The following is a 26,343-nucleotide window of genomic DNA, read 5'->3' on the forward strand; positions in this document are numbered from 1 at the left end:
ATGTCGGCATTGACGGCACTTGTGCGCGGGCGGGTGACCGCCGTATGGGGCGTCCTGGTCATGGCTACCGTGGTTTCCTGGTTCCTCGGCACCCACGGCGGTCACGATCGGACCGCCGGTCACCCCATCTCGAGTGTGGTGATCGTGTTGGTCGCGTTCATCAAGGTACGACTGATCGGTATGTACTTTATGGAATTGCGCGCCGCCCCACTATTGCTGCGCAGCCTTTACGAGAGTTACTGCCTCGTTGTGTGCGGGGTGGTAGTCGGCATGTATCTGTGGGCCTGAACCGATATCGGAGTCAGAGCTGTAAACGAGTAATGAAGGAATTGTTGAAATGAACCAGATGACCTTCCAACGGATATGTGCATGGACAGGCATCGTATGCCCGCTCGTGTTCTTCGGGGGCCTGGTGGTGGCCGGCATGTTTCCACCGATGCTGCCCTCGCAGACCACGGCGGAGGTCGTGGCTCACTATCGGGATCACGCGAACGGCGTGCGGGCCGGTGCCGCGATGGTCATGCTCAGTTCGATGTTCTACGCGTCGTTCACCGCGGTCATTTCCGGCCAGATTCAGCGCATACCGGGTGTACACCCGACTGTCGTCTTCACACAGCTGGCCGGTGGAGCTTTCGCCTGCGTGACGTTCCTGCTGCCGGGTCTCCTCTTCGTCGTGACCGCATTCCGGCCGGAGCGTTCGCCGGAGCTGACCGTGCTGATGAACGACCTGAGCTGGATCTTCCTGGTCATGCCGTTTCCCCCGGTGATGGTGCAGGGCTTGGCGTTCGCTTACGCGATCTTCTCCGACAACCGGAGCCGTCCGCTGTTCCCGCGCTGGCTGGGTTACGTGAACATCTGGGTGCTGATCATGTTCTTCCCCGCAGTGCTGCTGCCGTTCTTCCGTTCGGGCCCGTTCAGCTGGGGCGGCATCTTCGTCTTCTGGGTGCCGGCAACGGTCTTCGGCATTCAGTTCTTCGTGAATGTCGTCATGGTGCTGAAGGCGATCGGTCGCCCCGAATCCGAAGACGCGCTGCACCTGCAACCCCACGGCGGAGTCCTGGCCGCGTAAACCTTGCGCCGCGACCGGAGAACGAGGCGCACGACGTGAAGGGTGATCCCGCGGATCTGCGGGATCACCCTTCACGTTTCCATCAAATGCGGCCCGCCTTGTTCCATACTTCCGATGCCTCGCTCGGGCTCAGACCCAGCGAGCACAGCACGTGCAGGCTGAATGCCCGGTCGATATCCGGTGTCTTGTGGCCTTCGAGGATCTCTCGGATGAGCGCCAGCGCCGCCCCCGTCACGGCCGTCAGCGTCACCTCGATATCGGCGATCACGAACCGCCCCTGATCGATGCCGCGCTCCAATGCGATTCGCGCATACGGGTATACGGCGGTCGTGAAGAGGACGTCCGCGTGGCTCAGGTTCACGATGAGCCGGGCGAAATCCGGATCCGAATCGCTGAGCCGCATGAATCGTGTGATGGCGTGGGCGACCGTGATCGCGGGGTCGATGTTCGCCTCGTCGGCGGGGATGGTCGCCGAGGCGAACTCCTGGAGGCTTTCGCTGACAACGGCTTCGACGAGCTCTTCCTTGGATGCGAAGTAGTTGTAGAACGAGCCCAGCGCGATATCCGCGCGTTCGGTGATCTCCTGGATACGCAGCCCCGCGACACCTCTCTGGGCGATGAGTGCGCGGCCCGTGTCCAGCAGGTTGCGCCGGTTGCGTTCCCGCCGGCGGTCCCGACGGGTCGGAACGTTGGTCTGCTGGGTCTGGTTCACAGCGATCCTCTGCGGGGTTTCGATCGTCGGTCCGGCAGTGACGAATAGGCCTTCATTGGATGAAAGCCTATTCACACTACGCGATATGCCCGCGAACCGTCGAACGCTATCCGACCGCAGGCCGGTGGCTCGCCGTACTCTCTGTCCGGATGTGTTCGAGCAGGCGGATCAGTATGGCCTTCCCGGACTCTCGACGCCGGACGTCACAGAGATGGACGGGGATGTCGTGCGGCAGGTCGAGAGCGATACGGATTTCCTGCTCGTCGTAGATGTCGGCCCCGTCGAAGCAGTTCACTCCGACGACGAACGGGATCCGGCGGGACTCGAAGTAGTCCACCGCGGGGAAACAGTCTTCGAGGCGGCGGGTGTCGGCCAGCACGATCGCGCCGAGCGCGCCGACCGATAGTTCCTTCCACATGAACCAGAATCGGTCCTGGCCCGGCGTGCCGAAGAGATACAGGACGAGGCTCGGGCCGAGCGTGATGCGGCCGAAATCCAGCGCGACAGTGGTGGTCGTCTTGTTCTCCACGCCCGTCAAATCATCGAAGGCCGCGCCGATTTCGGACAATCGTTCCTCGGTGCGCAGGGGCGTGATCTCGCTGACCGTTCCGACCAAGGTCGTTTTGCCGACTCCGAAACCACCTGCGATCAGCAGCTTGACGACCTGGGTAGCGCCGAAGTTGGAAGGGTCGGCGTACTCAGAGCCTGCGTATGCCATCGATCACCGCCTGCAGAAGTAGAGGGTCGGGCCCGCTCGCCGGTGGTGGCGGCGAACGGAAGATGAGGTAGCCGGAGTCGATCAGGTCGCCCACGAGCACCTTGACGGCTGCCAGCAAGAGGTGCAGGTGGGCGGCCAGCTCGACGATGGACTGCGGTCTGCCTTGGCAGAGCCGCACGATGTCGCCGTACTCCCGATCGAGCGCTGCCACTTCGGCTTCCGAGCGCACCGCGACGACGAGGGTGAGCATGTCCAGGTTGTGACGGTCTTTGCCGACTCGGCCCCGGGTCACGGCAAAGGGCCGGACCAGGGGACCGGGATCGTCCTCGAACGCCCAGGGGTCGTCTGCGCGGTGGTTCACGGCGCCCACTGTGTCCGCAATGCGCCTGGCGTACTGCGGGGCATCGCCGACAACTGTTCGCCGACCTGTCCGACGATGACATTGATTTCGTAGGCGACCAGACCCAGGTCGGCCTCGATGGCGGCCAGCAGCGCCAGGCACGCACCCTGTCCGGCCTCGGTCACCACCAGATAGCCCTCGCTGAGTTCGACGACCGTTTGCTGCAGCGGGCCCTTGCCGAAGCGGGCGCCCACGCCGCGCGCCAGGCTGTGCAGGGCCGAGGCGATGGCGGCGAGATGTTCGGCGTTTTCGGGGTCGAGGCCGGCCGAGCGGGCCAGTGCGAGGCCGTCGGCGGACAGCACCACCGCGTGCTCGGCCCCGGGCAGCCGGTTGACCAGGCCGTCGAGGAGCCAGTCCAGCGCATTGCGGCCGGTTTGGATCTGCGCGTCGTTATTCATGCTGTGACCGTTCATGATTCGGGGGTTCGGTACGTATGGGCGCGCGCTTGACGGGTGCCGCGCTGGAAGGAGGCCATGGCATGACGGACCTCCGCAGGGGGCCGGAGCCGACCGGCGGTCGCGGGTGGCGGGGCATCGGTCGCGTCGTCTTCCACCCGCAGTTGCGGTGCCAGATGTGCCTGCCGCTGTCGGCGCGGCAACGGGTTCCGGGAACCCACGGCAGGAGCCGATGCGTGGCGGCCTTCGAGCGGTATCGCGGTATGGTGTACTGCCGCCGGGGCGGAATCGTTCGCATCGACCACATCGGCAACGATCTCGGTAGGCCAGGGGGGGAGCTGTTGGTATTCGCGACCCGGTAGGCGCGGAACAGGGTCGTGCGCAGGCCGTACCGGCGCGTCGATCACTGCGGGCCCAGGGGCCCAGCCGATCGCGGACGCCACCGGTGCCGCGTCGAACATGCTGGAATCCAGGAGCTTGCTGGGAACCAGCACGATCGCCTTGATGCCGCCATAGGCGGACTCCTGCAGGCTGGCCATGATCCCGTGACGGTGCGCCAGCCGGCTCACCACGAACAGCCCCAGGTGCCGTTGTCCGGCCAGGGCCATTTCCTGGAAGTCCGGTGGATCGCGAAGGAGCTCGTTCAGCCGTTCTCGCTCGTCGAATCGGATGCCGAGGCCCTGGTCCTCGACCTCGACGACCGCGCCGCGACCGACGATAGTGCCGTGCACGGTCACCGGTGCCTGCGGCGGTGAGAACGCGGTCGCGTTGTCGATCAACTCGGCCAGCAGGTGAATGAGGTCCGCCACCGCGGTGCCCAGGACATGGGCTTGCGGCAATCGAATTGCGCTGACTCGCGCCAGATCCTGCGTCTCGGAGGCCGCGCTGCGGACGATCTGCTCCAGCGCCACCGGCTGCCGCCAGCGGCGGCCGGGTTGTGCGCCGCCGAGAATCAGCAGATTCTCCGCGTTCCGCCGGGCCCGGGTGGCCAGATGGTCCAGCTGGAAGAGCAGCTCGAGATGTTCGGGATCGTCCTGTTTGTTCTCGGCGAGGTCGAGCACATCGAGCTGGCGACGGACGATGACCTGACTGCGGTAGGCGATATCGAGGAAGACCTTGTTGAACCCGTCCCGGGTGCGGGCCTCGGTGGCCGCCGCGATCATCGCGGTGCGCTGCGCCGAACCGAATGCCGCTGCGACCTGACCTATTTCGTCATCGCGGTCATCGATCTGGGTCATCTCGGCATCGATGTCGACGTGCTCGCCGTCGTGCAGTCGCTCGACGATGGCCGGCAGCGTCTCGTTGGCCAGCTGAAGGGTCCTCGAACGCAGCGAGCGCAGTCGCCGGACGAGTCGGTTGGCCAGCAGCACCGCGAACGCGAATGTTGTCACCGCGATGATCGCGACGCCTGTTCCGGCCACGATCGAACGCACGAGTGACCGGTGCGCGGCGTCGGAGGCCAGGCCGTTGGCGTATTGCGCATGACCCTTGAAGAGGGCCATGAGCTCGGTGTCGACCGACTGTTCGGCAACACGCCAGTCCCCGAACGGGATCGGAAGATCGCCCTCGTCGGCGAGCTGGTCTTCCGACTCGACGGCGGTCCGCCATTGGGGGGATTCCCTCAGCTTCCGCAGCTGTGACTGCTCGGCGCCGGTGAGGCGCGAGGTCAGCCCGTCGAGTTGATGCCGGTACGCGCCGGTCAACTCGGTGACCCGGTGTCGATCGTCGAGCGGCAGAGTCCCGTGCGGAGCCGCCGCCGCGGCGAAACCGATTGCGCGCGAATGCAGATCGGTCATCCGCATCAGATCCGAGGCGCTCATCTCCTCTGCGGCGGTCAGTGAATCGGGGGTGTAGTGCGCCAGCCCCTCGAGCCCCATCGCGATGACATCGGCCAGCCTGGTGTAGAAATCGTCCACCTCGGTGGCGCTCGCCTGGCGGGCGTCGACGTTCTTCCGGACGATGGGCGCCTGGGCTGCGAGCGCGGCGAACGCCGGTGTCGACTGTGCCACGGCATTCTCGTTGAGCGCCTGCATCTGCGGTGCCAGCCGGGCGATCTCGGCCAGCGCGGCGTCGGTCTTCGCCCGTTGCCGTTGCAGTTCCGCGACCGTCTGCGGACTGCCGTCCAGCGCGGCGAGACTGGCTGTTCGTTCGTTCTGCACCGCGATGATGAAGGTGACGAGCGGATTCAGCTGCTCGGTCAGGTAATCGGACCAGCGGTACGCCGAACGGGCATCCTGCACCAGGCCGGCCACCGCGACCGATCCCGTCACCAGCAGGGCGGCACAGGGAATCAGCGCGATGGCGAGCACGCGGATACGGATACTCCGGTGGCGCAGGCCGGACGTGCGGAGCGAGCGTCTGGTCACGGGGCAGCCTGCGGGCCCAGGATTTCCACGGTGCCGAGATCGCCGTTCAGCCTGAGGAGCTGGCCGTCTTCGATGCGGTAGCTGCCGTTCTCGGTTCCGCAGACACACGGAATGCCGAGTTCGCGGGCGACGATGGGGCCGTGGCTGAGCAGCCCGCCGTGGTCGGTGACCACGCCGCCGGCGACCAGGAACAGCGAGACCCAGCTGGGGTCCGTGGTTTCGCAGACCAGGATGTCGCCTTCCTCGAGCTCGACGGTGTCGGGATCGCGGACGACCCGGGCCCTGCCCTCCACCACACCGCCGCTGGCGGCGACACCCGTAATGATTCCCGGGTCGGAAGGCGTTACGGCAGTGGCCTCTCCGGCCTTGCGCACCTCCGGTTGTCCCGTCCACGACTGCGGCAGCCGGTAGGCCAGTCGCTCCTGGTAAACGGCTGAACGGTCCGCGACGAGTTCGCGATGATCGCCGTCGACGCCGCGGACGAGCTCGTCGTAGGACAGGTGGAAGACGTCCTCGACACGATCGATCACGCCGCGTGCCACCAGATGGCCGCCCAGTCGCCGGGTCGCCGCGCGGGCGACGTCGAAGGTCAGCAGATAACCCGCCTTGCCCTGTTCGCGCAGCGCCAGGAAGCGAGCGGTGACCCCGGTGAGCATAGAGACGGTCCGTCGGCTGAATCCCGAAGTGGCACTGCTCAGTTCGGCCATCGCGCGTTCGCGGACCGCGGCCTGTTCGCGGCTGCGCTGCCGGGGTGCGCGCGGGCTGTCGGCCGCGATGGCACGGTAGTCGCCGAGGCGGTTCAGGATGGGACCCGGATCCTCGCGCCACGAAACACCCGACAGCTGGCCTTCATTGGAGCCGTGGTAGCCGTGACGGTCACAGAAGGTGTCCAGGGTGATCTCGTCGTGGGCGAGCGCCCACAGATCGTGCGCGACCTCGTTCTCGTCGGAACCCACGCCGGACATCAGCTGCGCTTCCAGACCCGGATGGCCGAGCTCGGCCACGGTGTCGCGCAGGCGATCCGCCAGACCCGAGCTGACGAAGGCCACGACCAGGTGTTCGATCATGATCTGCTCGAAGCGCTTTCGCGCATCGGCGAGGATGTCCAGGCATTCGGACTCGGTGCGGGCGGCCATGTCGGCCAGCCGATCGAGGCGCCAGCGACGCAACCCGGCGAACATGGCGTCGTGGCGGCGCGGCAGCGTCGCGACGGTCCAGGGCGCCTTGGCCAGGATGGCGGGGTATCTCCGGTACGAGGGGGCATCGACGGTGGTCGGGCGGACATAGCCGAACAGCTGTTGTTCCACCGCCGTCGGCGAGGTGCCGGGGATGAGATTGGCCAGGTCGCGGAACATGTCGATGTTCGCTGCCGCGCGTCCGGCGAACAGCGTCCAGAACATGTCCTCGATCCGATCGGGCAGCACGATCTGCGACGGTGCGAACACACCGAGCCGGACGAACATCTTCCGGAAGGCGAGCTCCATCGGTTCGTGGATGAAGGTGAATCCGAAGGTGGTGAAGACACCCGGAAACGCCTCTGCCACATTGCCTGTCGTCCACGTCTTACGAGGATCGCAACCCTGGGAGTCGAGCAGCGAGTAGACGGTGTGGCGGTCGGTCATGCGGTCCTCTCGGTGTTCAGGCGGTGGGCGCGCAGCCGGAGCAGTTCCGGCAGGCTGCCGGTGGCCGCCGCGCCGAGTTCGGTTCGGAGCCAATCGGATAGGAGCGCCAGGTCCGGGTCCCCGGATTCCGAACCGGTGATGATCGGCAGCCCGCCGTGGTAGACGGTCCCGGTGGTCGCGGACACGGTGACGAACTGTCCGGCCAGGGCGGTGACGGTGTCCGCGCCGCAGCCGACGATGCAGGGCACGCCCATCTCGCGGCACACGACCGCGGCGTGCGAGGTCGATCCGCCGAACTCGGTGAGCACGGCCGAGACCGCCGACATGGCGGCGACGTCATCCGGGTCGGTGGTGGGCCGGGCCAGGATCACGGATTCGCCTCGGGCCGCACGGTCTTCGGCCTCGTCGGCGTCGGTGACGACGACCCCCGATGCGATGCCCGGGCACGCCGGTTTACCGCTTGCCACACGCGTGGCCGTGGCGACCGCCGCGGGGTCCAGATGCGGGGTGAGCAGTGCCTGGACATCCTGGACGCCGATCCGGTCGAGCGCCTCGCGGGTGTCGATGAGTCCCTGCCGCTGATGCAGAACGGCATGCCGGACAACGGCTTCCGGAGTCCGCTTGGCGTTGCGGGTCTGCAGCAGCCACAGTGTGCCGCCTTCGACGGTGAACTCGATGTCCTGTACGTCGCGCCGATCCTCTTCCAGACGCGTGGCGGCGGCCATCAGTTCGGCGTGGACGTGCGGCATCGACGCACCCAGGTCGTCCAGGTGCTGCGCATTGGCGCGGCCGGATACGACGTCCTCACCCTGCCCGCGCGGCAGCCATTCGCCGTAGGGTTCGGCCGAGCCGGTCAGCGGGTTCCGGGTGAACAGCACTCCGGTGCCGGATTTGTCATCGAAATTGCCGAAGACCATGGCCTGCACGGTGACCGCGGTGCCGCCATCGTCCGGGATGCCCCGCTCGCGGCGGTAATGGATGGCACGATCGGAATTCCAGGATTGCAGTACCGCGGTGGCTGCGAGCCGCAACTGTTCCCAGGGGTCCAGCGGCACCGGTACCCCGACCACCCGCTCGAATTGCTCGAGGAATCGACGCCGGGTGTCGGCCGCGTAGCCGGGATCCCCGCTCTCCATGGCGAGGGCCCGCTCGACCTCGTCGGTCATGCCGAGATTGAGAACCGTGTCCATCATGCCCGGCATGCTGGTCGCGGCGCCGGAGCGGACGGACACCAGCAGCGGCCGGGCCGCGGCGCCGAAGTGGCGGCCGGTGATCAGTTCGAGCTCTGCCATGGCCGCCGGGATCGCATCCCAGACGGAGTCGTCCACTCGCCGGTCGTTGGCGTAGTAGTCGCGGCACACGTCGGTGGTCAGGACGAAGGCCGGGGGTACTGGAATTCCGAGCGCGAGCATGCGGTCGATGCTCCAGGCCTTGCCTCCCACCACAGTTCGGTCGAGACCGGCGAGACCCTTGAGCTGTACGACGGAAGGATGCGTACTCATTCGGCCCTCCCGGCGGCGGCTTCGGCGACCCGGGACAGGCCGGCAAGCCCGATGAGGTTCTCGTGCAGCTCGAACCACACGGTGTGGTAGCTGTCGATCAGCGGTGCGGCCAGCCAGCGGTGCTCGCCCGCGGTGATTCGGCCGAGCGCGTCGGTGAATCGGCGCGGATAGTCCGACAGTAGGGGAGCGATACCCGCCAACCGGGCCACGAGCTCGAGGAAGTTCGCGTGCAGGTCGGAGAGTCGCCGGATGATCGTGTTGTCGTAGTCGGCGTCGGTGTGGTCGTTGGGCCGTTCACCGTCGATCAGCTGCCAGTCGGTCACCAGCTGCTTGAATCGCGAATTGTAGGAATCGAATTCGTGGTACGCGGCGGACAGGGCCGTCTGATCGGTCCCGGCGCGCACGGCCGCGAACAGTGTTTCGAGCCGCTGCCTGCCTTCGAGGGTCAGCTTGACGCGCCCTTTGACCTCTTCGAGCAGACCGGCTCCCAGCATGGGACGCAGAGCCGACTCGAGGGTGTCGCGTGCCAGATCGAGAGTCTCGCTCAGGTCCTCGATCCGGGGGCGTCCCTTGAGCCTGGTCGTTTGCAGAATCCGAATTTCGTCGTTCATTTCCAGTACTCCTGGTCGGTGCCGGTCGATCACCAAACGCGGTGCAGGATGCCCTGTTCGAACAGTCCCGCGCCCGGTCGGCCATCGAGGACCAGCCGCATGAAATCGTCGTAGGTGCCGAAGGCGGGGCCTTCGCTCGCCGCGCCCATCGGTACCCAGAACCCGGCCGCGCGATCGGTGAGGTGCGCGACGTGCTCGGAGCCGTCGGCCAGCGTCAGCGTCGCCCGCACGAACTGTGCGGCCGCGTCGCGAGCGAAGGCGATACCGGTGATGGGAGTGGACGATTCGCCCGTGATGTAGAAGCCGTCGCCGCGTACCGTGCCGTCCGCCCCGAGGAATTTCATCGCCGTGAGGAAACTGTCCTCGGACACGGCGATCAGGCCGGCGTACTCGATCCACTGGGCCGATTCGTCGCGGAATCCCCAGGTGCGGTCGCGCATTCCGTAGCCCTGGAAGGCGTGAGTCGTGCCGTCGGCGAAGGTCGCGGTCCCGGCGATCGCGCAGCCCTGCTGATAGTGCTGCAGCGGCTTGCCGGGGACGAGTTCGGGGATGAGCCCGCCGACCGCGTAGTCCGCGGGCACGAACAGCGGCGTATTGGTCAATTCCAAGGTCAGATCGGGGTGCTCGACCCGCACCACCCCGTCGAGCCCGAAGTCGATGGAGGAACTCGTGAAGCTGCCGGGTTCCAGGCTTTCGATGATCTCGGCGGTGCGACCGCCCGCCGACATGCTGCAGCGCGTGCGGCGCCCCCGTTCGTCGTTGGGGGAGGTCGACACGTGCAGCGTGCCGAAGACCTCGGCATCGGTATCCCAGAACGACAGGTACGCATTGTCTTTCCAGACCGGACCGCCCGGTGCCGCCGCCTCGGTGTGGATGGGTTCGGCGAGCGGGCCCCAGGCCGCGGTCGTGGTGAGGCTGGCGTTCACTGAGAATCTCCTTCGGTGGTGCGAATGATCTCCACACAGCCGCTGGCGCCGTCCACGCGGACGACGTCACCGGTGCGGATGACCTGTGTTCCGTTCTTGGTGTTCATGACGCAGGGAATGCCGAGTTCCCGCGCGACCACGGCGGCGTGGCTGAGCATGCCGCCGATATCGACGACCAGGGCCTCGGACAGGAACATCAGCGAGACCCACGACGGGTCGGTGGTGTGCGCGATGAGAATGTCGCCGGCTTCGATCTCTGTCTCGGACGGGTCGAGCACCACCACGGCACGGCCTTCGACCACACCGGGTGAGGCGCCGACGCCGGACAGCGTGCTGGTTCGCTCCCGCGCCGGAACCTCGATCGGTGTCGCGACGGGCGTACCGGTCCAGGAGGTCTCGACCTCGAGCGACTGGTACAGCCTCCGATCGGTACGGCGCCGGTCCACGATCGCGCGGAGGTCCCCGCTTAGCGAGCCGGTGATCTCCTCGCGCGTGAGATAGAAAGCGTCGTCGGGGGTTTCGAGCTGTCCCGTCGCGACGAGCAGCGCGCCGATGCGCCGGGCGCACGCTCGGATCACATCGAGGGCTTGCAGGTACGAGACCTTGCCGACGCCGCGCAGCGGCACGAACCGCCGTGCGAGCCGCAGGAGCAGCAGCGCTGGCAGCCGCTTCGACCACGGGAGATTGTCGAACAGCCGCCGTTCGGCCGCCTCACGGCGACTCACGGAATCGGCCTCGGTCTCCTCCGGTGCCGCGGTGTCGTCCAGGGTTCGGTACTGATCGATGATGCGCAGGATGGGCGACGGGTCCTCGCGCCATACCGTGGTGGACAGTTCGCCCTCGCCGGGGCCGTGATATCCGTGCCGGCACAGGAATTCGGGCAGCTCCAGACGCCCGCGCGACACTGCCCAGAGGTCGGACAGGACCGCGCTCTCCTCGTGTGATCCGTGCCCGCGCATCAGGTCGGCCGGTGCGGTGCCGGCGGCGGTGGCCATCGTGGTGAGCTGTTCGTAGACCGGTTGAATCGCGCACGCGCTGACCACCGCCTGCATGGCGAGGTTGTCGGCGAATCGATCCATCGCCTGGACCAGGAGTCGTTGCGCGTCCTTCAGACCGAGCACGGCGCTGTCGGGGATGGCGGTCCGCCACCACGCGTCGGTCTCGCGCCGTCGTCGCTCGATCTCGGCGGCGATGCCGAGAAGTGTTCGGGGATACCGCATCAGGATCATCGGGAGTCGTCGGTTCGACGGCTTGCTCACGAAATCGGGTGGGACGAAACCGAAGAAATCCCGGGAGAGCGCCTCGCCGGACTGTCCCGGGATCAGATCGCCCATCTCACAGAGGAAATCGACCCGGACCGCCATGCGGCCGTAGAACACATTGGTGATCCGGTCCAGCGGATCCGCCGGGATCGACCGCCGGTCGGCGTCCAGCGCGCCCATGGCGAAGAAGGGCGCGCGCAGCCCGAGCTCGCTGGCGGGAACCCAGGCGCTGGCGCACAGGGGGGTCATCACGCCCGGGACCGCCTCGGCCAGGTTGATGGAACTCCACGAGGCGTTCGGGGGTGATTCGCTGTGGAGCGCATTGGGAATGGCGACCACGGTCGGTTTCGATACGGTCATGAGTCCTGATCTTTCGTATGACACACCGCACACGGTGGCCCAGAGTAATCTAATTTACATTCATGTCAATATGTGCGACCGGTCATACTTCCGGGTGCTGCGTCGAGCGCCTCCTTGCTCGCCGGGGATGCGGTGCGGGCGCCAAAAGTGCACTCTCAAGTGAGGAAATCGCCACCGGCGGAGCTTGCGCCGAGTTGGTCGTGTGTCATGCGCAACGTCGATGCCGATTACTCGGACGGAGCTGAAAATTTAACGTACATTAGATCAATGTCGGAGGCTGGGGTCTCCGGCAGGCGCGCGCCAGGCACCCCTTGCTCTTGCGACGGCGTTCAACGACGAAGGCCATCCGTCCGTTCCAGTCGAGTGAGAACAGGTAGATGACGAGAACCTTCTTGAACCTTTTCGATGCCGCGTGGTTCTACATCGAAAAGCGCGATGCACCATCACATTTCGGACCGCTGCTCATCCTGTCGCCCCCGGAGGGCGCCGCTGGCACCTATGTGGGGGATCTGGTCACCCGGTGGAGGTCGGACCGGACCTTCGCCCCGCCGTTCAACCTGCTGCTACGCAAGACACCCCTACCGGGCTGGCACACCGTTCCCAACGCCGACATCGATCTCGACCACCATCTCCGCCACATCGCGTTGCCCGCGCCCGGGGGTGAACGAGAGCTGGAAACGCTGGTGTCGCACCTGCATTCGCTGCCCCTGGATCGGCGTCGGCCACTATGGGAATGCCACGTGATCGAAGGGCTCGAACACGGTCGCTTCGCGATATACCTCAAGCTCCATCACGGGCAGCTCGACGGTGTCGGCGCCGCGCGACTGCTGGGGCGGATCCTGAGTCCGGACCCGGCGGCCCGTGGCATGCTGCCGCCCTGGAGCGCGGGCATCCGCGGCAACGGCGCAGCGCTTGAGCTGCGGGTCATCCCGGGGCGCGGCGCACGGCACCCGGCGTTGCGAATCGTCGGAACACTGTGCCGGGCAGTAGGTTCCGGTGCCCTCGCGGTGTCGGCGCTGATTCGCATGTTCATCGCGATCCACCGCGATCACACCGGCGCCCTGGCCGGACCGTTCCAATCCCCGGACACGGTGTTCAACCGCAGGGTGGGGAACAAGCGGACATTCGTCACCCGGCACTACGAACTCGCGCGCCTGAAGCGGATAGCCACGGCCGCCGATGTCACTGTCAACGATGTCTTCCTGACCGTCTTCGGCGGCGCGCTGCGCCGGTACCTGCTGGAGCGGGGCGGACTTCCCGCCACATCGGTTGTCGGGCAACTGCCGGTCAACCTGCGGGACGCGAGTCAGGCGCCGGTCGGGAACGCGCTGGCGTTCCTGTTCGCGCGGCTGCACACCGAGATCGGCGATCCGCTGGCTCGGCTGCGGGCCGTGCATCGGTCCACCACCGCGGCGAAGCGGGTGCAACGGTCGCTGCCCGCGCATGCGGTCGCGCCGTTCACGATTCTGCTGACCGGTCCGCAGATCGGATTGTTCATCCTCGGATTGAGCGGCCGAGTCCGGCCCAGCGCCAACCTGATCGTGTCCAATGTCCCCGGTCCGACGCAGCCGCTGTACTACGACGGAGCGCCGGTGGAGCAGATCTACGGTCCGTCGGTGCTGTTCCACGGTCAGGCCCTGAACGCGACCATGTCCAGCTACGCACAGCAGGTCGACATCAGTTTCACCGCGTGCCGCCGGTCGGTGCCGAATGTGGCAGACCTGGCGGCGTACACGGATGTGGAACTCGAGGAGCTCGAGCGAGTGCTCGGGGTGCCGTCCGCGGTTGCGGGACAACAGACTTCGGCGTGATCGTATCGGCCGGCCCGGCGGTGGTGGGTCGCGAGGGGTGGCGCACCACCGCCGAGCCGGTCGGATCCCGAGGTTCAGCGAGTGAGGCCGCCGCGGGAGATCAGTTGAGCGGTAATGACATTGCGCTGGATCTCGTTCGTTCCCTCGCCCACGATCATCAGCGGCGCGTCGCGGAAATAGCGTTCCACGTCGTATTCGGTGGAATAGCCGTAGCCGCCGTGAATGCGCACCGCGTCGAGTGCGATCTCCATGGCGACCTCGGAGGCGTAGAACTTGGCCATCCCGGCTTCCATGTCGCAGCGGTCACCGGCGTCGAACTTGCGTGCGGCGTGCAGGACCAGCTGCCGCGCGGCGGTGAGCTTGGTGGCCATCTCGGCCAGATAGGTGCCGATGGCCTGGTGTTTCCAGATGGGAACGCCGAAGCTCTCTCGCTGCTGGGCGTAGGCGAAGGCGTCGTCGAACGCGGCCTGGGCGACACCGAGCGCGCGCGAGGCCACCTGGATGCGACCGGTTTCCAAGCCCTTCATCATCTGCGAGAAGCCCTTGCCCTCGACACCGCCGAGCACCGCGTCCGCGGGCGCGCGATATCCGTCGAAGACAAGTTCGCAGCTCTCCACACCCTTGTAGCCGAGTTTCGGCAGATCGCGCGACACGGTCAGGCCGGGGCCGTGCTCGACGAGCAGAATGCTGATGCCGCGATGCCGCGGTTCGGCGGCCGGGTCCGTCTTGCACAACAGCGCGATCAATTGTGAATGGCGGGCATTGCTGATCCAGGTCTTCGCGCCATTGATGGTGTAGCCGTCCGCATTTCGCTTGGCGGTGGTGATCATGGCCTGCAAATCGGAGCCGCCGCCCGGTTCGGTGAGCGCCATGGTGGCCCGGATTTCCCCGGTCGCCATTTTCGGCAGATACCGCTGCTTCTGCTCTTCGGTGCCGAAGGCGAGAATCAGCTTCGAGACGACGGTGTGGCCGCCCATCGCGCCGGCCAGGCTCATCCAGCCGCGCGCGAGCTCCTCGGTGACGCCGACGTAGCACGGCATCGACACCGGCGCTTCACCGTACGGCTCGGGAATGGCCAGGCCGTAGATGCCGAGCTGCTTCATCTGCTCGATCAGCTTCTCGGGGTATTCGTTGGCGTGTTCGAGGTCGCGAGCGACCGGGCGGACCTCGCGGTCGACCCATTCACGCACCGTCGCCACTACCTGCTGCTCCTCGGCGGACAGCTCGCTCACAGTTGACTCCTCGTGGGGCTCCGATAAGTTATCGATATACTTTAACATAGATTAAAAAGTAGAAAGGGTGGCTGTCGATGACAGAACGTCCACCGCGGAGGTCGGTCCTCTGCGTACCCGGTGGCGACGAGCGCAAGATCCGCAAGGCGATGACCGCCGGCGCGGACCAGGTCGTGATCGACCTCGAGGATGCCGTCGCGCCCGCGGACAAGGACCGAGCGCGGGCGCTGCTGAGCGCGATCGAGTGGGACGACTTCGGCCGGCTGCCGTCGATCGCGGTGCGGGTCAATGCGACTCGCAGTCGCTGGTGCCACCTCGATATCGACGCGGTCGCCCGGTCGGGAATCCCGGCGAGCTCGATCGTGCTGCCCAAGGTCGAGTCGCCGGGGGATCTGGAGTTCGCCGACCGCCTGCTCGACGGGATCGAGGCCGACGGCGGAGCGCCGCTGGCCGTGGAGGCGCTGATCGAAACCGCCGACGGGCTGAGCCGAATCGAGCAGATCGCCGCGGCCACCACCCGGCTCACGGCGTTGATCACCGGATACGCCGATCTCGCGGCGTCACTGGGCCGGGCGGCGGGGCTGGATCCCGCGCTCTGGATCGCGGTGCAGGACAGGGTGATCACCGCCGCGCGCACCCATCGCCTCGACGCGGTGGACGGCCCGTACCTGGGCGTCGGGGTCGATGACGAATTCCAAGCGGCGGTGAGCCATGCGGCGCGGATCGGTTTCGACGCCAAATGGGCCATTCATCCCCGTCAGGTCGACATGATCAATGCCGTGTTCGAACCCTCCAGTGAGCAAGTGCACTACGCGCGCCGTGTGGTGGACGCGCTGGCGGCGGCCCATGACAGCGGCCGTGGCGCAGTGGAACTCGACGGCCAGATGATCGACGAGGCGGTCGCGGTGGCCGCGCGCCGGACGCTGCTCAAGACGGCGGTGGCGCAATGAACGCGGAAGGACCGTACTTCGAGGAGCTCGAGCGTGGGCAGGTGTTCGACGGTGCGCCGGCGGTCACCTTGACCGAAGGTCTTGCGGCGGTACATCAGTCGATCGTCGGCGACCGGCTGCGTCTTCCCCTCGACCACGGGCTGTCGGTAGCGGTGACCGGTGCTCCGGGGCTGGCACACCCCGCCTTGGTGTGGGATATCGCCATCGGTCAGTCGACGGTGGTCACCCACCATGTGAAGGCGAATCTGTTCTATCGAGGGCTCGCCTTCCGGCGCATGCCCCATCTGGGAGACACTCTCACCACGACCACCACGGTCGAAGGACTGCGGCAGAACCGGCGGCGCACCGATCGCGCGCCGACCGGGTTGGTGGCCCTGCGGATTCATACCGTTGATCAACTCGGCCGAGATGTTCTCGACTTCTGGCGGTGCGCCATGCTCCCGCTGCGCGCGGATATGGAGACCGGTCGTGCTGACGATCTCGACCACCTCGGTCCGTCGGGGGAACCGGATTGGTCGGCATCGCTCGCGGCATGGGACTTCGAGACGCTGCGCTGGGCGCCGGGCGCGGCCGGGACGATTCCCGAACCGGGGCAGAAGATCGACATCGTCGGCGGCGATCTCGTCGACGGCGCCGCGCAACTCGCCCGCCTCAGTCTCAATATCGCGCGCGTGCACCATGACGAATCCGCCGCGGGGAGCAGGCGTCTCGTCTACGGCGGACACACCATCGGCCTGGCGCTCGCCCAGGCCTCCCGGGCGTTCCCGAATCTCGCGACGGTCGTGGGATGGCACGGCTGTGACCATCTCGGGCCCGTGCACGAGGGGGACACCTTGCGTAGTGTGATCACTGTCGAACGGGTGCTCCCGTCGACCGCCGGTGCCCACCTGATCGAGCTTCGATCGGAGGTTTTCGCGGACGGTCGCATCGTGGGCCGTGAACGGCCGGTATTGGATTGGCGCTACGTCGCTGTATTCACCTGACCCGGTGCCGAATTTCGTTCCAGTCCCGGTGAGCATGGATGTGGGGTGAAGCGCATGACGAGTGAAGTCGGTCGCGGCGCACGAGGGCGTGGACGCCCGGCGATGACCGCCGGTGCGGACACGCGTCAGCGTATTCTGCACGCCGCCAGGGCGGTGTTCTCCGAGGTGGGTTATCAGAGCGCCACGTTCCGTGAGATCGCGGCGCGCGCGGATCTGACCAGGCCCGCCGTCAACCATTACTTCCGGGACAAGACCGAGTTGTACACGGCGCTGTTCGAAGCGACCCGGGACGAGGTGGTCGCCGCCGGAATCGATCAGGCCAGCGAGCAGCCGACGCTGGCGGCCAGGATCTCGTCGTTCCTCGCGACTGCGGTCCGCGCCGATTCGTCCGATCGTTCGTACGCACAGTTCATTTCGTCATCGCTGCTCGACTCCGTGCGCCATCCGGAGTTCCAGGAACGGGCCCTCGGCCAGCTCGACGAGTTGCGGGGATTCCTCGGTGAGACGCTCCACTCGGCCGCGGACCGCGGTGTGCTGCCGGCAGGCACCGATATCGAGGCGGTCACGGAGATGTTGATCGCGGTGATGTGGGGGATGGGCCTGTACGCGGGGTTCGTCGGCAGCCACGACGACCTCGAATCGGTTGTCGCACAGTTCACCAAGCTGCTGGAAGGCAATGGCTGGTGAGACGAACGCGGATGGCCGGCGAGAACGTTGTCTCACCGGCCGTCCGCCTCAGGCGCATCCGCGCTACGCCAGGACGGACAGTGCGATGAGTATCCCGAGCACGCCGGCGATGTAGGCCTCGAACCAGGCTCGCAGGCCGCGCGGGGCGGTGCGGATGTCCATGAACTGCAGGCCGATCAGGCGGATCTTGAAGAAGGACACCGCCAGCAGCAGGACGGTGACCGCGGATTCGGAACGATTGCCGAATTCGGTTCCGGTGAGCCAGGAAACGCCGGTGGCCGCGATCAGAACGGCCCACACCAGGCCAATGCGACGCGTGGTGGTCATGACACTCCGTTGTGCATCAGATAGAAGAGTGCGAACAGGACGATCCACAGCAGATCGACCATGTGCCAGAAGATCCCGCCGCTCTCGGCGAGCACGTGATCACGGGATTCGAGGGTCTCCTTACGGACGACGAACGCGATCCGCAGGAGAACGATGATGCCGATGAGCACGTGGAGCAGATGGATACCGGTGAAAACGAAGTAGTACGAATAGAAGTCGTTCGTACCCACCGTGTGGCCCGCGGCGAACTGATGCGACCACTCGACCGCTTTGATGACGACGAACCCGGCCGCGCACGCGGCCGCCGACAGGAACAGCGCCATCCGGGTGCGAGCCGGAGCGGTTCGGCAGGCCCGCACACCCAGGACGGCCAGCAGCGAACCGGTGAGCAGCAGCACCGTATTGATCGCGCCCAGCGTCCGGTCCAGGCCGGGCTGCCCAGGGGTGAAGGCGGCCGGATCGTGTCCACGCGTGTACATGAACACGCCGAAGAACAGCGCGAAGACGGTCATGTCTCCGATGACGAAGACCCAGATGCCCTCCTCGCCCGGAATCCGCCGCGCGGGCACCGCGACGTCGAGGTCGACGGCGGTCTGTGTCATCGGGCCGCCACGGCGGTGTCGTCGTAGGAGGTCGCGTGCGCGCCGGTGGTCGTCCACAGCAGATAGGCCAGCACGAAGAACCAGACGCCGAACACGACCGCGGCCATCCAGTAGGCCAGCAGTCCGTTCCACGCGAAGACGCCGTGCTTGAAGAAGATCGCGAAACCGCCTGCGGCGAACAGGAATCCGGTCCACAGGTTGTAGTAGGCCGCCCAGCGCGGCCACAGCGGCGTCCGGCTGCGATCGCCGAGGATGGCGAACGCGATGGCCAGCGCCATGCCGGTGACGGCCGGCCAGTTCATCACGAACGGCAGCCAGCCCGCGTCGTTGAACGCCTGGGTGAGCTCGGGCGACCGCTGGTCGGGCCGGTAGGCGGCCACCGCGAACATGAACACCGGTAGCAGAATCGCGACCGAGCTGATGCCGGTGCTGATCAGCATCACATAGGTGAACGGCGAGGAGGCGCCCTCGATCTTCTTGAGCCGCACCGCGAGGATGGCGCCGAACGGGATCAGCAGGCCGGAGCCGATCATGATGATCATCAGTCCGGCCCGTTTGAGGTCGGCGTCGGTGCTCCAGAACTCGGCGACCTGCTGTGCGGACCAGCTGGGCGGCTTGGGTGGGAAGAGGCCGGCCATGATCATGCCGACGAAGAGCGAGGCCGCGAAGAGCGGCCCGCTGAGGGCACAAACTCTCTGAACACCGGTGGTCATCGTGCACCTTTCGGGTCGTGCGCTGTCGCCACGTTGCGTACGTGGCAATTCGAATCTAGATTAGAAGACGCCGATATTGACGTCAACGTTAATTAGTGGCTAGCATCACTACTCGGAGACCTTCGGTGGCTCCGATCACGGACGTCGGCGGGCGGCGGGCACTGCGCCTCCGCGTAAGACCAGCGGATTTTCTATTCCGTCTTGCACAGACAGATCCGCACCAACGGAAGAATGAGAGGTTCGATCAATGCCACCCAGTTCCAACGTGGCCGACGTCGTCGTCGTCGGCTCTGGGCACAACGGCCTGGTGGCCGCCGCCTATCTGGCCCAGGCCGGTCTCGATGTACTCGTCGTCGAGGCGCACTCGACCGCGGGTGGCATGACCGCGACGAATCCCTTCCTGCCCGAGGCTCCGGGATACACGATCAACGAGGCCTCGATGCAGGCATCGCTGTTCCGGACCACGAACATCGACAAGGAACTCGGTCTCAGCGCCAAGTTCGGTCTGAAGCAGACCATCATCGATCCGGCGCACTATCAGCTGGCCGCCGATGGTTCCTCGCTGGGCCTGTGGCGTGATCCGCGCAAGACGGCGGAAGAGCTGAAACGGTTCTCGCGCAAGGACGCCGAAGCCCTGCTCGATCTGTATCGGGTGATCGACGCCGCGGTCGAGATCGGCATTCCGTTGATGCAGACCAGCCCGACCCGCCCGGAGATCCGCGCGATCATGCAGGCGGCCAAGGGCATGGTGAAGAACCGTCGCGAGCTGATCGCGATCGGCCGCTGGATGGCGTCGTCGCAGACCGAGGCGATCGAGGAGAGCTTCGAGCACGACATGATCCGCGCGCCCCTGCTGATCGCGCTGCCGTTCATGCAGTTCGACCAGGACCTGAGCGGTTGGTCGCTGATCTACCTGGGCGTGCTGAGCCGTTACGGCGTCGCGATGTTCCACGGCGGCACCGGTGCGCTGCCCAAGGCGCTGATCGCCAGCATCGAGTCCAACGGCGGCCGGATCCGCACCAACTCGCCGGTCGACGAGTTGATCGTGCGCGGCGGCCGGGTCACCGGTGTGCACCTGGCCAACGGTGAAGAGATCTACGCTCGCCGCGGTGTGCTGACGGCGTGCAGCCCGCGAAACACATTGACCCGCTTGCTGCCCAAGGGTGTGCTGCCGCCCAAGCTGCAGAACGCGGTCGAGAACATCCCGACCCTGAAGCGCGGGATCACCGACTACAAGCTGAATGTCGCGCTGAAGGGCAAGATCCGGATGACGCGCCACGAGAAGTGGCGTGGTGATGGCCTGGACCTGCGGGTCGCGTGCAACTCGTACCACACCTATGAACAGACGCTGGCCGCGATGCGTGACTGCGTGCGCGGCGATGTGCCGCAACATGTTCCAGGCCTAGGCATGGTGTCGACGGCGTTCGACGAGTCGATGGCACCCCCCGGCGGCGACCTGTACTGGTTCTGGAGTGGATTGACGCCCAGCATCCCGCGTCTGCCGTGGGATGAGGCCAAGAAGCAGATCACCGAGAGCGTGATCAAGGACGCGAACCTCTTCTACGAGGGCGTCGAGGATCTCGAGGTGGCCCGCCGAGATTTGGCACTGCCCGATATCCAGGATCGGTTCTGGGCGATCGACGGCAACGTGTACCACGTCGACCCGATCATCACCCGGTTCGGCCCGCGCAAGCCGGCCGCGGGTTTCGCGGGCTACCGGACGCCGGTACCCGGTTTGTTCCTCACCGGTTCCGGCACCCACCCGGTCGCCGGTATCAGCGGCATGCCCGGTCAGAACGCGGCGAAGGCGATGCTGAAGCACTTCCGCTCCGAGGACAAGGGCCTGCGATTGTTCGGCCGTGCGGTCGAGCGGCAGCGGGAGCAGGCCATCTCCGAGCGACTGACGGCAGTGGAGTCCATGGCCGCGGGATCCAACTAGAAGTCCGCGGGCCGGAAACCCGCACACAACTTGAAATACTGCCCTCCGGTTCACTTTCGTGAATCGGAGGGCAGTTGTGTTTCTGGTCGACGATTAAATCCTACGGTATTCCGTTTTTATTGAAACATTCCGGTTGTTTTTTGCAGTCCGTATCGAACGGTCTTGCGCGTAAGCCGACTTATGCTATGCTGACCGTGTAGTGACGCCGACCACATATCGTGGATGTCGGGATCGTATGTCACATATTCCGAATTAGATGGAAAGGCAAGGAGCCCCTGCTCATCCTCAGTTTTTAATCTGAAGTAAATAGTCTTCAAGTTAGGAATGCGTGATAAACAATGACGGCTACATTGCAGCCGGTAGTTGCTCCGGAACCGGCACAGAAACCAATGGAACCACCGGTGATACGGCAGCGTCCGCGATTCGGCGCTCGGGTCGTTGATTATGCGAAAGAGTCGCCCAAGCGCTCTCTCGCCACTATCGGAAGATCCGCGGAATTGACCGCCGCGGTGGTGCGGTTTGCCGTTGTGGATTCCATCAAGCTGCGTATGCCGATTCATGAGGTCATCGAGCAGATGTGGTCATTGTTGAAGGTGACCGCGCTGCCCGCGTTGTTGATGGCGGTCCCGATCGGCGCCGAGGTGTCGGTCCAGGTCGGCGGCATCATGAACCAGGTCGGAGCCAACTCGCTGGCTGGCGCGGCGAGCGGGCTCGGCGTGGTCGGGCAGGGCGCGCCCATGGCGGCCGGCCTGCTCATGAGTGGCGCGGCGGCCTCCGCCATCGCCTCGGACCTGGGCGCCCGATCGATCCGGGAAGAGATCGACGCCATGCGCGTGATGGGTGTCGACCCGGTCGAACGCCTGGTGATGCCACGGTTCCTCGCCATGATCGCCATCGCGCCGATGCTGTGCATCATCATCATCTCGGCCGGCGTGGGTGCGGGCCTGATCATCTCCGCCAATGTCAATCACGTTGTCCCCGGTAGCTTCTGGCAGTCCTTCGGCGCCTTCGCGACACCCACCGACTTGGTGTTCTCCGTCCTGAAAGCCCTGATATTCGCGACGATCGTGGTGTTGATCGCGAGCCTGCGCGGATTGGAGGCGAAGGGCGGGCCCAAGGGCGTGGCCAATGCCGTGAACGCCTCCGTGGTCCTCAGCGTCTTCTGCATCTTCATTACCAATCTGCTGGTGAGCCAGCTGCAGATGATGTTCTTCCCGGCACGGTTGGCGTGAACGAATGATTACTCGTGCCTTCGGTGAAATCGGTCAGGTGACGGTCTTCGTCACCAAGACGATCTACCTGCTGCCCAAGACGATTCGCCACTATCGCCAGGCGACGTGGAAAACCATGAACAACATGGCCTGGGGCAGCGGTTCGCTCATCGTTGACGGTGGCGTGGTGAGCCTGATGTTCTTCCTCGGTGTGGCGGTCGGCGCCGTGGTGGCGATCGAGGCGTTCATGGCGTTGGACCTGCTCGGGTTCGGTCCGCTGACCGGCATCATCGGGTCATTCGGCAATATCCGGGTGATCGCGCCGATCGTCACCGGTATCGGGTTCGCGGCGCAGGCTGGTTGCCGGATGACGGCGGAGATCGGCGCCATGCGGATCTCGGAGGAGATCGACGCCACGGAATCGATGGGCCTGCAAGCGATTCCATTCGTGGTCGGGACGCGATTGATCGGCGGCATGCTCGTCGTGCTGCCGGGCTATCTGATGGCCCTGGTGATCAGCTTCATCACCGGCGGCATCATCGTGAAGACCTTCCACGGGCAGCCGGCCGGGACCTATGACCATTACTTCGCTCAGTTTCTGAGCCTCCCGGACCTGGGCGCTTCGGTGATCAAGGCGGTCACCTTCTGCGCCGTGGTGACCATCATCCACTGCTACTACGGGTATTTCGCCAGCGGCGGTCCGGCCGGTGTCGGCGCCGCGTCGGGACGGGCGATCCGAGCCAGCCTGGTCGCGATCGTGGTGCTGAATTTCTGCATGACGGTTGCCATCTGGGGGCTGAGCCCGCTTCTGATCTTCAAGGGATAGGCAATGGGGAAGACGAGAAATCAGGACTTCTTACGGGGGACGGACAGTCAGCAGGCGCGCGTGGTGAACGTCGCGGCCGCCGCGGTGATCGTGGTGGTGACGATCGCGATCGTCGCGGCCGTCTGGGTCCGCCCCCGCTACGAGAAACCCGACGGACTACCGGTGAGTGTCGACGTGCCCTACGTCGGCCCGGGTGTCGGCAAGGGCACCAAGGTGATTCTGCACGGCGCCGAGGTCGGCGAGGTCTCCGGACTCGACCGGACCCGCAGCGGCTCGCTGCGGATGAGCCTGCTGCTGAGACCGGATCAGATCCACGGACTGACCGACTCGTTCGAGGTCGACTTCCGGCCTGAGAACTACTTCGGTATCACCGCGGTGAACCTGGTCAGCAAGTCCGGCGGTGGCAACCTGGTCGCGGATCGGGTGCTCGACCGCATGCCGGCCGGTGACTTCACCATGTCCACGATGCTGGAAAAGGGTTCGCTGGCGATCGACGGCACACTGACCGAGTCCATGATCACGACCCTGGACAAGGTCATCCGCTACACCGACGGACTGACCCCGCTGATCCAGACCGGCATCGTGGTCGCCGACCGCGCCGCCAAGACACAGCAGGCGATGCCGAGCGAGCTGCTCGGGCGGGCGAACGACATCCTCGCGGTGCTCCCGGCCTTCAGCGGCCAGACGGTCGACGCGCTGTGGGCGCTGTTCGACATCAGCTTCAACAAGGCGCCCGACGGCAGCTTCCACGTCGACGACGAAGCGATGGACCAGGCCGACCAGGGTCTGTACCTGGCCGCCAACAACCTCTTCGGCTCCGCGGGCCGCCTGCTCGCCTCGCACCAGACCGAACTGACCCCGGTGACGCAGCTGGTCCAGGCGCTGACCGACACGGTGCCGCAGCTGCTGGACGGCGGTGCGGCGCTCGGGAAGCTCTCGACACTGGTCGACCGATACAACGGCGTGTTCAGCGGTCCGGACGGCGCCAAGACCCTGAATCTCCGTCTGGTACTGGACAATCTGCCGATGCTGGCGGCGCCGCTCGCCCTGACGGGCCTGCCGCAGGCACCGCAGGCACCGCAGTCGGAGGTGCCGCGATGAGCCCGAAGGTCAAGACTCTCGTCACCCTGGCGAAACTCGGTGTCGCGGCGGTGGTCTCGGTGCTGCTGTTCGTCATCGTGATCAATGCCATCAAGAACCCGGTGGACGGCAGAACAACCAGCTACACAGCGGAATTCACCGACGCGTCGGGTCTGCACGTGAACGGCGACGTCCGTACCAAGGGCGTGCGCATCGGCAAGGTGCAGTCGGTCGAGCTGGTCCGCCGCAATGGCAGCAGCATCGCCGAGGTCGGCTTCTCGCTCGAGCAGCCGTACCGCCTCACGGACAACACAGTGCTGGCCGTCAAGTACCAGAACCTCACCGGTGTCCGCTACGTCGACCTGGAGACGCCCGAGCAAGCGGGCAAGCCGGTCGATCACCTGGGCACCGCGATGACGCGGCCGTCGTTCGATATCACGCAGCTGTTCAACGGATTACAGCCCGTGCTCAGCACCATGAGCACCGATCAGATCAATACCTTCACCCAGAACGCGATCTCACTGCTGCAGGGAGACGGCGGCGGTCTGACCCCGATGCTGGACAGCGTCCAGAAGCTCGCGGATCTGGCGCACGACCGCGAAGCGGTCATCTCGACCCTGGCCGCGAACCTCTCCCGGATCTCGGATTCGATGGGCGGCAGGTCGCCTCAGGTGATGGATTTCGTTCAGTCGCTGAGCATTCCGATCGGCAAGGCCATGACGGTGCTGGACGAGTTCCGCAAGACCGCCACGTTCGGGCCGCAGTTCATGGCGCCGGTGCACCAGTTGATCATCGAACTCGGTTTGAACAAGGACTTGGACGTCGACACGATGCTGATGCAGGCGTTCCAGTCGATGCCCGCCGCGGCCGACGCCCTGCGGCTGCTGCCGATGGCCTTCGCCGGACTGCAGCTACCCCAGCTGTCGGCGCAGCCGGGTGCGATGGCGTGCACCAATGGCGTCGCCACCCTTCCGACCGAGGTGCGGGTCCTCTTGAACAACAGCGAGGTCGTGGTATGCAACGCGCACTGAGGAATTCGGCCGGCGTCACCGGCCCGCTGGCGATCGTCCGCCGCATTGGTCACAACGAGATGTTGCTCGGCGCGGTAGTGGTCCTCGTCGCCGTCGTCGCCCTCGCGGCCACAAGCGTGCTGTACCTGCACCCGCTGAACCGCAAGACGATCGCGTTCGAGACGACCGACGCCTCGTCGCTGTCCACCGGTGAAGAGGTCCGCGTCGCGGGCATCACCGTCGGCAAGGTCACCAAGGTGTCCATTCAGCCGAGCACGGTGCGGGTGGAGGCCGAGGTCTCCGCCGACACCTTCATCGGGTCCGACTCGCGGGTCCAGGTCCGGATGCTGACCCCGGTCGGGGGCTACGCGGTGACCGTGGTCCCGCTCGGCACTGCGGCGCTGGGCGATACGGTGATCCCGGTCGACCGGGTCGTGGTGCCGTACTCGATCGGCGATGTCCTGCAAGCCGCTCCCCAAGTCACCGACAAGGTCGACGGCGGCACCATCGATGCCAATATCGATCAGGTCGCCCAAGCGCTGCAACACAATCCGGAATCCATCGGCTCGATGATCTCCGGCATGAACAGCATCGCGACCGTGCTGGACCAGCAGCGGGAACAGGTCCGCGCCATCACCGACCTCGCCGCGGAGTACCTGCAAACCTTCAATGGCAGCAGGGATTTCGTCTACGAGCTGATCCGGCAGATCGAAATCGTCCTCAGCACCTACAACACCTGGCACGCCGGCTTCAACGAGGCGTACCACCTCCTCGGCGACACCCTGGACCGGATCCAGCCGCTGCTGAAGTTCTACCTCAACCACAAGGAAGAAGTGCTGTCCGCGGTCACCAACATCCGCAGCGCCATCGAGGGCTTCCAGCAGAACATGGGCCCGGCGATCGACCAGTTGCAGGGCCTGCGGGACCGGCTCGTCGCCTGGCTGGGGCCCGACGGCCTCGCCACGGTCAGCGGGGGAGCGATCTCGGCCGCGGCGCTCTGCGTCCCTGTTCCAGGACGGACCTGCTGAC

26 protein-coding genes are annotated in these 26,343 nt (G+C 65.9%); 12 read left to right on the forward strand and 14 right to left on the reverse strand.

What is annotated here, in order from left to right; genetic code table 11:
- The first annotated feature begins 9 nt into the window (after nucleotides 1–9).
- Nucleotides 10–288: a cytochrome C oxidase subunit IV family protein gene (locus ACFXN1_RS15490; RefSeq protein ID WP_379439382.1), complete on the forward strand. Its 279-nt coding sequence runs from the start codon at nucleotides 10–12 to the stop codon at nucleotides 286–288.
- 49 nt (nucleotides 289–337) lie between these two features.
- A complete protein-coding gene (locus ACFXN1_RS15495; RefSeq protein WP_379439383.1) occupies nucleotides 338–1,069 on the forward strand; it encodes a hypothetical protein in 732 nt (243 codons plus the stop codon).
- Between the two features lie 82 nt (nucleotides 1,070–1,151).
- Here the strand turns inward: ACFXN1_RS15495 and ACFXN1_RS15500 are convergent, their stop codons facing one another.
- From ACFXN1_RS15500 to ACFXN1_RS15545, 10 genes are all read right to left on the reverse strand, one after another.
- Complete coding sequence (locus ACFXN1_RS15500; protein WP_379439384.1) at nucleotides 1,152–1,781, reverse strand: TetR/AcrR family transcriptional regulator; 630 nt, start codon at nucleotides 1,779–1,781, stop codon at nucleotides 1,152–1,154.
- Between the two features lie 106 nt (nucleotides 1,782–1,887).
- Nucleotides 1,888–2,499: an ATP/GTP-binding protein gene (locus ACFXN1_RS15505; RefSeq protein ID WP_379439385.1), complete on the reverse strand. Its 612-nt coding sequence runs from the start codon at nucleotides 2,497–2,499 to the stop codon at nucleotides 1,888–1,890.
- A complete protein-coding gene (locus ACFXN1_RS15510) occupies nucleotides 2,480–2,860 on the reverse strand; it encodes a DUF742 domain-containing protein (protein ID WP_379439386.1) in 381 nt (126 codons plus the stop codon). The genes ACFXN1_RS15505 and ACFXN1_RS15510 overlap by 20 nt, the downstream gene beginning before the upstream one ends.
- Complete coding sequence (locus tag ACFXN1_RS15515) at nucleotides 2,857–3,297, reverse strand: roadblock/LC7 domain-containing protein (RefSeq protein ID WP_379439387.1); 441 nt, start codon at nucleotides 3,295–3,297, stop codon at nucleotides 2,857–2,859. Before ACFXN1_RS15515 ends, ACFXN1_RS15510 begins: the two co-directional genes overlap by 4 nt.
- An 11-nt stretch (nucleotides 3,298–3,308) precedes the next feature.
- Nucleotides 3,309–5,660, reverse strand: coding sequence for a nitrate- and nitrite sensing domain-containing protein (locus ACFXN1_RS15520; RefSeq protein ID WP_379439388.1), 2,352 nt, complete (start codon nucleotides 5,658–5,660; stop codon nucleotides 3,309–3,311).
- Nucleotides 5,657–7,282: a PEP-utilizing enzyme gene (locus ACFXN1_RS15525; protein WP_379439389.1), complete on the reverse strand. Its 1,626-nt coding sequence runs from the start codon at nucleotides 7,280–7,282 to the stop codon at nucleotides 5,657–5,659. Before ACFXN1_RS15525 ends, ACFXN1_RS15520 begins: the two co-directional genes overlap by 4 nt.
- On the reverse strand, nucleotides 7,279–8,784 hold the full coding sequence (locus tag ACFXN1_RS15530) for a pyruvate, phosphate dikinase (protein ID WP_379439390.1): 1,506 nt from the start codon (nucleotides 8,782–8,784) through the stop codon (nucleotides 7,279–7,281). The genes ACFXN1_RS15525 and ACFXN1_RS15530 overlap by 4 nt, the downstream gene beginning before the upstream one ends.
- On the reverse strand, nucleotides 8,781–9,395 hold the full coding sequence (locus tag ACFXN1_RS15535; protein ID WP_379399093.1) for a hypothetical protein: 615 nt from the start codon (nucleotides 9,393–9,395) through the stop codon (nucleotides 8,781–8,783). Before ACFXN1_RS15535 ends, ACFXN1_RS15530 begins: the two co-directional genes overlap by 4 nt.
- Before the next feature lie 29 nt (nucleotides 9,396–9,424).
- Entirely contained in the window at nucleotides 9,425–10,321 is an 897-nt protein-coding gene (locus ACFXN1_RS15540; RefSeq protein WP_379439391.1) for a hypothetical protein, read from the reverse strand.
- Nucleotides 10,318–11,832, reverse strand: a complete 1,515-nt coding sequence (locus ACFXN1_RS15545) for a PEP-utilizing enzyme (RefSeq protein WP_379439419.1) — start codon at nucleotides 11,830–11,832, stop codon at nucleotides 10,318–10,320. Before ACFXN1_RS15545 ends, ACFXN1_RS15540 begins: the two co-directional genes overlap by 4 nt.
- 488 nt (nucleotides 11,833–12,320) lie before the next feature.
- Here ACFXN1_RS15545 and ACFXN1_RS15550 point away from each other — a divergent pair, with 488 nt between their 5' ends.
- Nucleotides 12,321–13,754, forward strand: coding sequence for a wax ester/triacylglycerol synthase family O-acyltransferase (locus ACFXN1_RS15550; RefSeq protein ID WP_379439392.1), 1,434 nt, complete (start codon nucleotides 12,321–12,323; stop codon nucleotides 13,752–13,754).
- 74 nt (nucleotides 13,755–13,828) lie between these two features.
- Here the strand turns inward: ACFXN1_RS15550 and ACFXN1_RS15555 are convergent, their stop codons facing one another.
- Entirely contained in the window at nucleotides 13,829–14,986 is a 1,158-nt protein-coding gene (locus ACFXN1_RS15555) for an acyl-CoA dehydrogenase family protein (protein ID WP_379439393.1), read from the reverse strand.
- Between the two features lie 77 nt (nucleotides 14,987–15,063).
- On the opposite strand from ACFXN1_RS15555, the gene ACFXN1_RS15560 reads away from it, so the two are divergent.
- The 3 genes from ACFXN1_RS15560 to ACFXN1_RS15570 are packed head-to-tail and all read left to right on the forward strand — an operon-like array spanning nucleotide 15,064 to nucleotide 17,606.
- Complete coding sequence (locus tag ACFXN1_RS15560; protein ID WP_379439394.1) at nucleotides 15,064–15,936, forward strand: HpcH/HpaI aldolase/citrate lyase family protein; 873 nt, start codon at nucleotides 15,064–15,066, stop codon at nucleotides 15,934–15,936.
- Nucleotides 15,933–16,919, forward strand: coding sequence for an acyl dehydratase (locus ACFXN1_RS15565; RefSeq protein ID WP_379439395.1), 987 nt, complete (start codon nucleotides 15,933–15,935; stop codon nucleotides 16,917–16,919). The genes ACFXN1_RS15560 and ACFXN1_RS15565 overlap by 4 nt, the downstream gene beginning before the upstream one ends.
- Before the next feature lie 54 nt (nucleotides 16,920–16,973).
- A complete protein-coding gene (locus ACFXN1_RS15570) occupies nucleotides 16,974–17,606 on the forward strand; it encodes a TetR/AcrR family transcriptional regulator (protein ID WP_379439396.1) in 633 nt (210 codons plus the stop codon).
- A 63-nt stretch (nucleotides 17,607–17,669) separates the two neighbouring features.
- Here the strand turns inward: ACFXN1_RS15570 and ACFXN1_RS15575 are convergent, their stop codons facing one another.
- Genes ACFXN1_RS15575 through ACFXN1_RS15585 form a run of 3 tightly spaced genes read right to left on the reverse strand, consistent with a single transcriptional unit; the run spans nucleotide 17,670 to nucleotide 19,248 of the window.
- A complete protein-coding gene (locus tag ACFXN1_RS15575; RefSeq protein ID WP_379439397.1) occupies nucleotides 17,670–17,933 on the reverse strand; it encodes a cytochrome C oxidase subunit IV family protein in 264 nt (87 codons plus the stop codon).
- On the reverse strand, nucleotides 17,930–18,535 hold the full coding sequence (locus ACFXN1_RS15580; RefSeq protein ID WP_379439398.1) for a cytochrome c oxidase subunit 3: 606 nt from the start codon (nucleotides 18,533–18,535) through the stop codon (nucleotides 17,930–17,932). Before ACFXN1_RS15580 ends, ACFXN1_RS15575 begins: the two co-directional genes overlap by 4 nt.
- Nucleotides 18,532–19,248: a hypothetical protein gene (locus ACFXN1_RS15585; protein WP_379439399.1), complete on the reverse strand. Its 717-nt coding sequence runs from the start codon at nucleotides 19,246–19,248 to the stop codon at nucleotides 18,532–18,534. The genes ACFXN1_RS15580 and ACFXN1_RS15585 overlap by 4 nt, the downstream gene beginning before the upstream one ends.
- A 247-nt stretch (nucleotides 19,249–19,495) precedes the next feature.
- On the opposite strand from ACFXN1_RS15585, the gene ACFXN1_RS15590 reads away from it, so the two are divergent.
- From ACFXN1_RS15590 to ACFXN1_RS15615, 6 genes are all read left to right on the forward strand, one after another.
- Nucleotides 19,496–21,187: a phytoene desaturase family protein gene (locus ACFXN1_RS15590; protein ID WP_379439400.1), complete on the forward strand. Its 1,692-nt coding sequence runs from the start codon at nucleotides 19,496–19,498 to the stop codon at nucleotides 21,185–21,187.
- Nucleotides 21,188–21,525: 338 nt separating this feature from the next.
- The gene (locus tag ACFXN1_RS15595) at nucleotides 21,526–22,419 is read left to right on the forward strand and encodes an ABC transporter permease (RefSeq protein WP_379439401.1); all 894 of its coding nucleotides are present in this window, start codon (nucleotides 21,526–21,528) and stop codon (nucleotides 22,417–22,419) included.
- Nucleotides 22,420–22,423: 4 nt separating this feature from the next.
- The gene (locus ACFXN1_RS15600) at nucleotides 22,424–23,224 is read left to right on the forward strand and encodes an MlaE family ABC transporter permease (protein WP_379399081.1); all 801 of its coding nucleotides are present in this window, start codon (nucleotides 22,424–22,426) and stop codon (nucleotides 23,222–23,224) included.
- 3 nt (nucleotides 23,225–23,227) lie between these two features.
- Nucleotides 23,228–24,325 carry an Mce family protein gene (locus ACFXN1_RS15605; protein WP_379439402.1) on the forward strand — a complete coding sequence of 366 codons (1,098 nt, stop codon included), beginning with the start codon at nucleotides 23,228–23,230 and terminating at the stop codon, nucleotides 24,323–24,325.
- Complete coding sequence (locus ACFXN1_RS15610) at nucleotides 24,322–25,335, forward strand: MlaD family protein (protein WP_379439403.1); 1,014 nt, start codon at nucleotides 24,322–24,324, stop codon at nucleotides 25,333–25,335. The genes ACFXN1_RS15605 and ACFXN1_RS15610 overlap by 4 nt, the downstream gene beginning before the upstream one ends.
- Entirely contained in the window at nucleotides 25,320–26,342 is a 1,023-nt protein-coding gene (locus tag ACFXN1_RS15615; RefSeq protein WP_379439404.1) for an MlaD family protein, read from the forward strand. The genes ACFXN1_RS15610 and ACFXN1_RS15615 overlap by 16 nt, the downstream gene beginning before the upstream one ends.
- Nucleotide 26,343: the final 1 nt, after the last annotated feature.

Source organism: Nocardia sp. NPDC059154, from assembly GCF_042755705.1.
GTDB lineage: Bacteria > Actinomycetota > Actinomycetes > Mycobacteriales > Mycobacteriaceae > Nocardia.